This is a genomic window from Haloparvum sedimenti (assembly GCF_001462205.1).
Classification (GTDB): domain Archaea; phylum Halobacteriota; class Halobacteria; order Halobacteriales; family Haloferacaceae; genus Haloparvum; species Haloparvum sedimenti.
Genome location: NZ_LKIR01000084.1, coordinates 1 through 7,817 on the forward strand (window position 1 = coordinate 1; position 7,817 = coordinate 7,817).

The 7,817-nt window shown below is 56.1% G+C and carries 10 protein-coding genes; 6 read left to right on the plus strand and 4 right to left on the minus strand.

All coding sequences use genetic code 11. The annotated features are described in order from the left end of the window. The coding region (locus AN233_RS17645) for an alpha/beta fold hydrolase (RefSeq protein WP_218055054.1) at positions 1 to 480 on the plus strand (480 nt) is incomplete at its 5' end. A gap of 4 nt (positions 481 to 484) precedes the next feature. Here the strand turns inward: AN233_RS17645 and AN233_RS05330 are convergent. After that, entirely contained in the window at positions 485 to 805 is a 321-nt protein-coding gene (locus AN233_RS05330; protein WP_058365802.1) for a YHS domain-containing protein, read from the minus strand. Positions 806 to 1,268: 463 nt separating this feature from the next. Here AN233_RS05330 and AN233_RS05335 point away from each other — a divergent pair, with 463 nt between their 5' ends. Continuing rightward, the gene (locus tag AN233_RS05335; protein WP_176696647.1) at positions 1,269 to 2,693 is read left to right on the plus strand and encodes an ABC1 kinase family protein; all 1,425 of its coding nucleotides are present in this window, start codon (positions 1,269 to 1,271) and stop codon (positions 2,691 to 2,693) included. 72 nt (positions 2,694 to 2,765) lie between these two features. Beyond that, the gene (locus AN233_RS05340) at positions 2,766 to 3,017 is read left to right on the plus strand and encodes an SDR family NAD(P)-dependent oxidoreductase (protein ID WP_058365804.1); all 252 of its coding nucleotides are present in this window, start codon (positions 2,766 to 2,768) and stop codon (positions 3,015 to 3,017) included. 8 nt (positions 3,018 to 3,025) lie between these two features. Here AN233_RS05340 and AN233_RS05345 read toward each other — a convergent pair whose 3' ends face one another. Further along, on the minus strand, positions 3,026 to 4,018 hold the full coding sequence (locus AN233_RS05345; protein ID WP_058365805.1) for a transposase: 993 nt from the start codon (positions 4,016 to 4,018) through the stop codon (positions 3,026 to 3,028). Between the two features lie 38 nt (positions 4,019 to 4,056). Between AN233_RS05345 and AN233_RS05350 the strand changes: the two genes are divergently transcribed. From AN233_RS05350 to AN233_RS16315, 3 genes are all read left to right on the plus strand, one after another. Next, positions 4,057 to 4,563: an SDR family NAD(P)-dependent oxidoreductase gene (locus AN233_RS05350; RefSeq protein ID WP_080508369.1), complete on the plus strand. Its 507-nt coding sequence runs from the start codon at positions 4,057 to 4,059 to the stop codon at positions 4,561 to 4,563. A 179-nt stretch (positions 4,564 to 4,742) separates the two neighbouring features. Beyond that, positions 4,743 to 5,243: a CBS domain-containing protein gene (locus tag AN233_RS05355; RefSeq protein WP_058365806.1), complete on the plus strand. Its 501-nt coding sequence runs from the start codon at positions 4,743 to 4,745 to the stop codon at positions 5,241 to 5,243. 59 nt (positions 5,244 to 5,302) lie between these two features. Beyond that, entirely contained in the window at positions 5,303 to 5,938 is a 636-nt protein-coding gene (locus AN233_RS16315) for an adenylate kinase (protein WP_080508370.1), read from the plus strand. Positions 5,939 to 6,197: 259 nt separating this feature from the next. Here the strand turns inward: AN233_RS16315 and AN233_RS05360 are convergent, their stop codons facing one another. Both AN233_RS05360 and AN233_RS16320 read right to left on the minus strand, forming a co-directional pair. Further along, positions 6,198 to 7,298 (minus strand): succinylglutamate desuccinylase/aspartoacylase family protein, encoded by a 1,101-nt coding sequence (locus AN233_RS05360; RefSeq protein WP_058365807.1) that lies wholly within the window; start codon positions 7,296 to 7,298, stop codon positions 6,198 to 6,200. Next, positions 7,295 to 7,817, minus strand: a 523-nt coding sequence (locus tag AN233_RS16320; RefSeq protein WP_080508371.1) for a methyltransferase family protein, incomplete at its 5' end; no start/stop codon positions are given. The genes AN233_RS05360 and AN233_RS16320, both read right to left, overlap by 4 nt.

A 7,817-nucleotide genomic window follows, 5' to 3' on the forward strand; every position in this document is an offset into this window, starting at 1 on the left:
CTCTTACGACTGTTTCTCGCACTACAACTCTACAAGATTCCCGCGAACGACGCGCTCATACGGCAGTTAGCCTACAGCGTAGGCTTCCACGAAGGGACGTCACGTGCCGTTGTCGAAGATTTCCTGCAATCGAACCCACTTCCCCACCGTCGCTCAGCGTGGACGACTGTCACCGAGGCCTTCTGGGGGTACGACGGTCGCCTCGATATTGAGCGAGTCGATGCCCCAACGCTCGTCATCCACGGACCAGCCGACGGTATTGTTCCCATCGAGCGGGCACGCGGAACCGCGAGGCGGATTCCTGAGAGCGTTTTCTGCAGGCTACAGCGTACCGGTCACGTCGCTATGATTGAGCGCCCGAATGCGTATAACAGTCTGCTTGAAGCACTCATCAAGACGGTTCGAGAGGACCGGGATTTGGAAATGACGGTTCGAGAATCGGTCGACGAAAACGGTAGCGAAGTATCCGAAGTTCGCTAAGGAATCACGATCGTTCTGCTGCTTTATTCGCCCGTTCGAGATCGAACTGAAGGTCGGTATCGTCCTCGAGACCGACGCTCAGCAATTCCGGGTCGGCGACCGTCAGGTTGAACTCACCGACGGCGCGGCCGTAGTGCAAGCGCGGTACCATTACGCCACTCGCATCACAGAGGTGGGGTCGTGGCTCGTCGACGAATCGCTTCGGGTGCTCTTCGAAGAAATCACGACAGTCGGACGAACAGAAGTAGAACGTCGTCCCCTCGAAATCGGCGGTGATTTCGCTTGAGTCGCTGGCTTCCATACCGCAGACCGACTCAACTGGCATACTGGCAGTACGCCTCGCCCTTCCATAAACGTCAGTCGGCCATTTGCTACTGTGCGTAGGCTCCCTACTCGGTGTATACTGCGGGCTGTTTCTCGAAGCGCTGTCGACATTCTTCGCTACAGAGATAGTACGTCACCTGGTCGTGCCGGACTGAAGCTACCGCTTCGTCAACTCTGAGTTGCATACCGCAGACGGGATCCCTCGGCATTCTGTTCACAGATCCGTCTCCAAGCCGATTGGGTATTTCGAAGTAGGTCGACGGGCACGTATTAAGGGCCGTCGGAAGAACTCTATGACAACGCCCATGGTTCGATTTCTTCTCCGTCTAATTCGTATTCTTGGGACGTTCACCCCGTTCATCCTACGCTTTCTCCGTGACCGGCATCGGTTTCTGATCGTCGGTGGGTCACGCACTGTGCCACGGGACCAGCACGAGCAGCGTGCCCGCCGTCTACGAGAGGCGATGCTCGACCTTGGGCCGACATTCGTGAAGATCGGCCAAGTTCTCTCGACGCGCCCTGATCTCGTTCCGCAAGTGTACGCGGAGGAGTTCGCAGTGCTCCAAGATGCGATCCCGGCGGGTCCGTATCGCGAGATGATTCCGGCTCTCGCCGAAGACGTCGGGTATCACTCGTACGACGACTTCGATCCCGAACCCATCGCCGGCGGATCGCTAGCACAGGTCTATCGGGCGACCTATCAGGGAGAACAGGTGGTCGTGAAAGTAAGACGCCCCGGAATCAAGGACCTCATCGAGACCGATCTGCGCATTATTCGTCGCCTCGTTCCCCTTGCACTGTTTCTCGCACCTGATCGGTTCAGTTTCTCACTCCGGAACATGGCGGACGACTTTGAGCGCATCATTCTGGAGGAACTGGACTTCGAGCGAGAGGCCCAGATGATGGAGGAGATTCGGGAAAATTTCGCTGCCGACGAGAATGAGACCGTTACAATCCCACGCGTGTTTCGTGACGTCTGCTCCGAACGTGTCCTCACTATGGAGTACGCCGAGGGAACGAAGGTTACTGACCTTGAGGAACTCGAAGCAAAGGGCTACGATCCGGAGAACGTCGCTCGACGAGTGGCGAATGCCTACTTCACGATGGGACTCGACCACGGTGTGTACCACGGCGATCCCCATCCTGGAAATATCGCCGTCGACAACGACGGTTGCATCGTCTTCTATGACTTCGGGATGAGCGGTCGGTTCACGCCGGCGATGCAAGCGAGCGTGATCAACCTCTATCTGGCCGCTGTCAATCGGGATGTCGACGCAATCATTGACGAACTTGTCGCCCTTGGTGCACTCGATCCCGACGCCGACAGGGCCGCCGTCGGTCACGTTCTCGAGTTAGTTATCGATGACCTCGAAGGGGGTGGTGATGTGAACTGGCAGCAGATAATCGACGTGGTCGTCGGAATGCTCCGAGAGTTTCCGTTTCGTATCCCGCCAGACGTGATGTTAGTCATTCGGGTGGGATCGATCGGTGAAGGCGTTCTCAGACAGCTCGATCCTGAGTTCGATATCCTCGCAGCTGCGCAGGCGTTCCTCCGCGAACACGGCTTCCTCCAGCAAGCAGCCCGGATGAAACTTGCCGAAGCTCGGTCCGACATGGAAACCTCCCTCTGGGCCCTCCTCCAGCTACCCACGAAATTGGATCGTGAACTGGACGCACGAGAACAGGAACGTACAGCGATACCCCAGGAGATCGTACAGAACCAACGACGGCAGACTCGTTCGATCGGGTACGCCATCCTCGCAGCAGGAACATTTGTAGCGAGTGGCCTCGCATTGCCCGTAAATCAGAACTCTGCTATCGTTGGGATCGTCGTCGCGCTCGGCTTCATCATTTTATTCATTCATTCATCAAGGCAACAGCGCCGATAATTGGGATCTCGAGTGCGGGTACTCTCCACGACGCCTCAAACAATTTTGTGGCGTCTATGCGAAGTACCTGATATGCTCAAAGATAAAGTTGCGATCATCACTGGTGGTGCAACCGGGATCGGCAAAGCAATTGCTTCGAAGTACCTTGATTACGGAGCCGAAGTCGTTATCGCAGGTCGCACGGAAGAAACCGGCCGGGAGACTGCCGAAGAACTCGGCTGTGAATTCCACCAATGTGACGTCACGGAGTATGAGCAGCTAGAGACCCTCGTCAACAGTACGGTTGACGAATACGGACAGCTGGACGTAATGAGCGTGTCATAGAATCCATCTCATAGTTTCTCACAGCCCGGTTCGTTTCCTCGCGCGTAGTTGGTGATGGCAATGACGAGCCGGAGACACAGCGCAAGGAACACTTCTGTTCGTGCGTGGACGCGGCCTCGGGCGCGGATGTGCCCGAGGCCGCAGTCCTTGACCGCGTCGTTGGTCCGTTCGACCCCTGTCCGGTGGTTGTACGTCTCGTCTAAGATGGACTGCTTGAGCTGAACATCCTCGCTGTGTTCGTCGATACGGTCTTCGACCCTGTACTCGATGTCTTTCGGGTCGTCAGTGTTTCGCGGATTGTACGGAGCGATTGGCACGACCCCTGCGGCCAGCAGGTGGTCGTGCCAATCGAGGATGTCGTAGGCGCTGTCTCCAAGCATCCAGACCGGTGTATCGACGGCGAGCGCGTCACGCGTGACGCGCATCGCCGTCTCCTGATCCGCTTGTTTAGCTTGTGTGAACTCCGCTGCGATCGGGATCTTTGCACCGGTCGAGACAATCGTACAACCGAAGCCGTAGTAGTACTCTTCGGCCGTTGGGTCGTAGTTCCATGACGCCGCGTCGTTGTACTGAATCGCCTCGATGTGCGTCGAATCGATGGAGTACGTGGAGTCGAGCAGGCCGCGGGCGGCGGCCTGCTCGACGAGTCTGTCGAAGACATCGTCAATAACGTGTTCGAGGTCAGTGAGAAATCGGTCAATCGTGTCTCTAGATGGCGGTTTGTCGAGTCCGCAGTAGTACCAGACAAGGCCGTTCTGAAGTTCTCGTGTAACCGGACGCGTGCCGTAGACATCCTCGTAGTAGCAGTGCAGAAAGCCGCGAAAGAGGTCTGGTGGCTCATGAACTCGTGTTCGCCCCCGGCGAGCGGGGGCGAACACGTCGTACTCCAGCAGAAACTCGAACTCAAGATGCTCGAACAACGGTACTGTCTCGGTAGCCGCCGCATTCAAGAAGTCGTTGACCGAAGCAACATCTTGCAGGGCGTTGGTACTGCTGGACACAGTTTCCAAACCCTGCAGCCTCCCTTGGGAGGCTTTCTATGACACGCTCCGTAATCGTAAACAACGCTGGGATTGGCCAAGTAGGGTCCATCGAAAAAATGTCGATCGAAGAGTGGGATACGGTCCTTCAAGTTAATCTCACGGGGGTTATGTACGGCTCGCGGGCGGCGATCCCGTATCTCAAAGACAGTGAGGGGTGTATCATTAACGTCGCGTCGATTTATGGCCTCGTTGGTGGTCCTGGGTCACCTGCCTATTCGGCAGCAAAAGGTGGTGTCGTGAATTTCACACGAGAGCTCGCCATTGACTACGCCACAGAAGGGATACGTGTCAATAGTATCTGCCCTGGATTCGTTGAAACGCCGATGACAGACGACTACCTCGACCAGGAACAGTTCTACGAGTTCGTCCGAGACGAGACACCCATGCAGCGAGTGGCCGAACCCGAGGAGATCGGCGGCATTGCGATGTTTCTCGCCTCTGATGAGGCGACGTACATCACAGGCACAAACATTCCTGTCGACGGAGGCTGGACTGCCCACTAGTAACTACGGTCGCACATTCACCACACTTGGTTCCAACATTACGCGGGAGACCAGTCGGATAGTAGCAGCGCAAAACGTGCTACTATCTACCGAAGGCAAGCACCGTAACTCCCTGAGATGCTTCTATGAAGTGAGGAACTGCCGCCATATTATTTAGTCTCTCTAACCAATCCCCCAGTATGGAACAGAATCGATCCGATCTCACACTACGTGTTGGGAGTATCGCCGACGAGTCAGTTGGTCGCGTTATTCCGGATACGTCGGTAGCAGAGGTCGCCCAAACGATGGTCGCGCAAACCAAATGTGCCCGCTACGTCGTTGTGGAAGAAAACGACCAGCTCGTGGGCATCATTACAGATCGAGATTTGATTGGCGCGCTCCTCACGCCAGATAGTGAGTTCAACGTTCTCGCAACGGATCAGAGCGAATCCAACATAACCGCCGGAGATGTGATGACCTCCGACCCCCTCACCGTAACGCCTGAGGCGGAGGTACCGAGGGTACTGCGACAAATGAACGAGGCGGCTGCCCGCCATGTTCCCGTTGTCGAAGATGGCTCAGTTGTGGGGATCGTCACCCTTGACGATCTCATCACTCACCTCGCGGGAGAAGCTGCCCATGTCTCCGCACAGATGGACAATCTCTCCGGGATCATCCGGTCAGAGTCCCAGAGAAAGTAACCTCCGCATCTGAGACTCTCGATACGTGTCTTTTTCGTGACTGACATCAAAAGAGAGACATGGCCGAACCACGGATTCTAATCCTCGGTGGACCAGGCGCAGGAAAGGGGACGCAGAGTAGAAAGGCTTCTGAGGAGTTTAATGTAAAGCATATCACTACCGGGGAGCTCCTTCGGGCAAATAAGGACAGGGATATTTCAGAATTTGAATCAGAGTATGATGTCCCGCGCACATATATGGATCAAGGTGAGCTTGTTCCGGACGAGGTTGTCACTCTGCTCGTTAAAGAGGCTCTATCGCAAGTCAATGGCTTTGTTCTGGATGGGTATCCCCGCAACGTAGAACAGGCTGAGGAACTCAATAATATGACCGACGTTGACGTTATTCTATATCTTGACGTAGACGAGGAGGAACTTGTTCAACGACTCACGGGTCGCCGTATAGACCCAAAAACAGGGGACACTTATCATATAAAATATAGTCCGCCTGAAGATCCTGAAGTTGAAAGACGACTTGAGCAGCGGGATGACGATACCGAGGAGACAGTCCGTGAACGTCTACGTGTATTTCGTGAGACCACTGAACCAGTTATTGAATACTACGAAGAACGAGGTCAACTGGAACGTGTCGACGGAAAACAGTCTCCTGATGAAGTCTGGGTTGACGTAAGGAAAGCGGTTGAAAACGCGCAATAGGTCGCGAAAAAGTTGGGGTGAGCGTTACTATACCGGGCATCACCTAGCAGATCTGTACATTTTACACACTGGTACCCGGCGAGTCTGTAGTTGAGAGGGCACGATCTTGCTGAGGTGATCTCGACGATGTTCGATAAAAGCCGACCATCATACCGTACGAATTAGAACTTGGAACGGTTATTGGCCGAAGAACGATCCAGTAGGCAATTATGGGGGGCTCTTCGAACCGATGAAGAGCCTGTCAGCAGACGCTGGCCCGTCAAGAGAGCGGATCTCGTCCTTCATACTCACCGCTCTCACCATATTCCGGCCGCTGGAAACCACCCTCACGGTAGACATCGAACTCACCCCGCTCGATGTCGTCCCGGATGATGTCTGCGGTCGTTTCGTCGACGCTCACGAAGTGACACAGCGGATGCCCCGGGTACGCGACTGCGTTCTCGAGTACACCGACGACGAGGCCAGTTGACGGTGCACGAACGACTTCGACCTCATCTTTGAAGTGATCGGAGATAGTGAACAGCTGCTCCCCGTCCTCGACGAGCGGCTGTGGGCCCCACTTCATATCGACGAGTCCGCCGGTGGCAGCACGAAGCCACGTCTTCTCACCGTCGCGTGCGACCACACGCGTCCACCCAGGCCAAGAGACCGGCCGGTCTGGCAGAACCTCATGTTCAGCGAGGACACTCGCCACGCAGTGAAGGGCGCGTTCGAGATGCGTCGATTGGAACCGGTGGGCGCGCCCCATCTCCACAGTTACGGTCGGAACCCCCGTCTTCGATGCTGCCTTTCGGAGCGTCCCGTTTGAGCCTTCACCGTCGAGAATCACGCTCGTTCCGAATGCACGGGCGATGCGTTCGACGTCAGAGTCGCGCATATCTGCCCGAACGTGATACATCGTCGTCCTGTTGCGCGTCGAGGTGTGGAAATCCAGCCCTAGGTCGCACTTCGAGACGAATTCCTCGAAGATAGTATGGGCGAGACGTTTCGCCATCGTTCCCTGTGGATTCCCGGGGAACGACCGGTTGAGGTCCTCGTCATAGATCGGGATGTAGCGCTGTTGGGCCATGAATCCCGGGACGTTCAGTACGTGGAGGCAGACGAGTGCCCCGTGGATGTCCGGGGGACCGTAGGTTTCTGCGACCTCTTGGACGATCTTGATGCCGTTCAGTTCGTCGCCGTGCACGGCAGCACTGAGGAACATCGCCGGGCCATCATTCTCTCCGTTGACGACCGTGACCGGAATGTCGATCGGGTCGCCGTGGAAACTTGTTCCCACCGAATAGCGGAACTGGCGCTTCTCTCCGGGTGAGATGGTTCGGCCGCCGACCTCAATCGGTTGTGTCGCGGATCCAGTCATTGAGAATCACTCTCGGACTGCTCTGAATGTGTCTGCGCTGCACGTCTACTGGGTTTACCAAGGAATCGTGGAACCGCCTCGCAGTATGACTCATATTCGCCCCCGTACTGCTCGCGGAGCCACGGCTCTTCGGCGAGTGGTGCGAGCAGGAACCACACGATTCCACCGATAGCGAGAATGACCGTTTGAATCGAACCTGCGAGGAGGCCTCCGCTGGCGAGCATGGTGATGAACCCCACGTACTGTGGATTGCGAGAGAAGCGATACGGTCCCTCAGTTTGAAGGTGGCCCTCGAGACCACTGCTCTCCCAGAATCCGAGTGTCCACATCGCCCAGATAGACAGCGCTGTGCCTGCTACGAAAACAAGCACACTGACGAGTTGCACCACCACCGGTGGTTCGTACCAGTGCCACCAGTCGAGGTATGCAATGCCGACCAGACCCACGACGTATAGCGTCCAGGCTGTCCAGCTGACCCAGAACGTCCAGTTCCGCGTCCCGTGCGGCCAGAACCGGAAT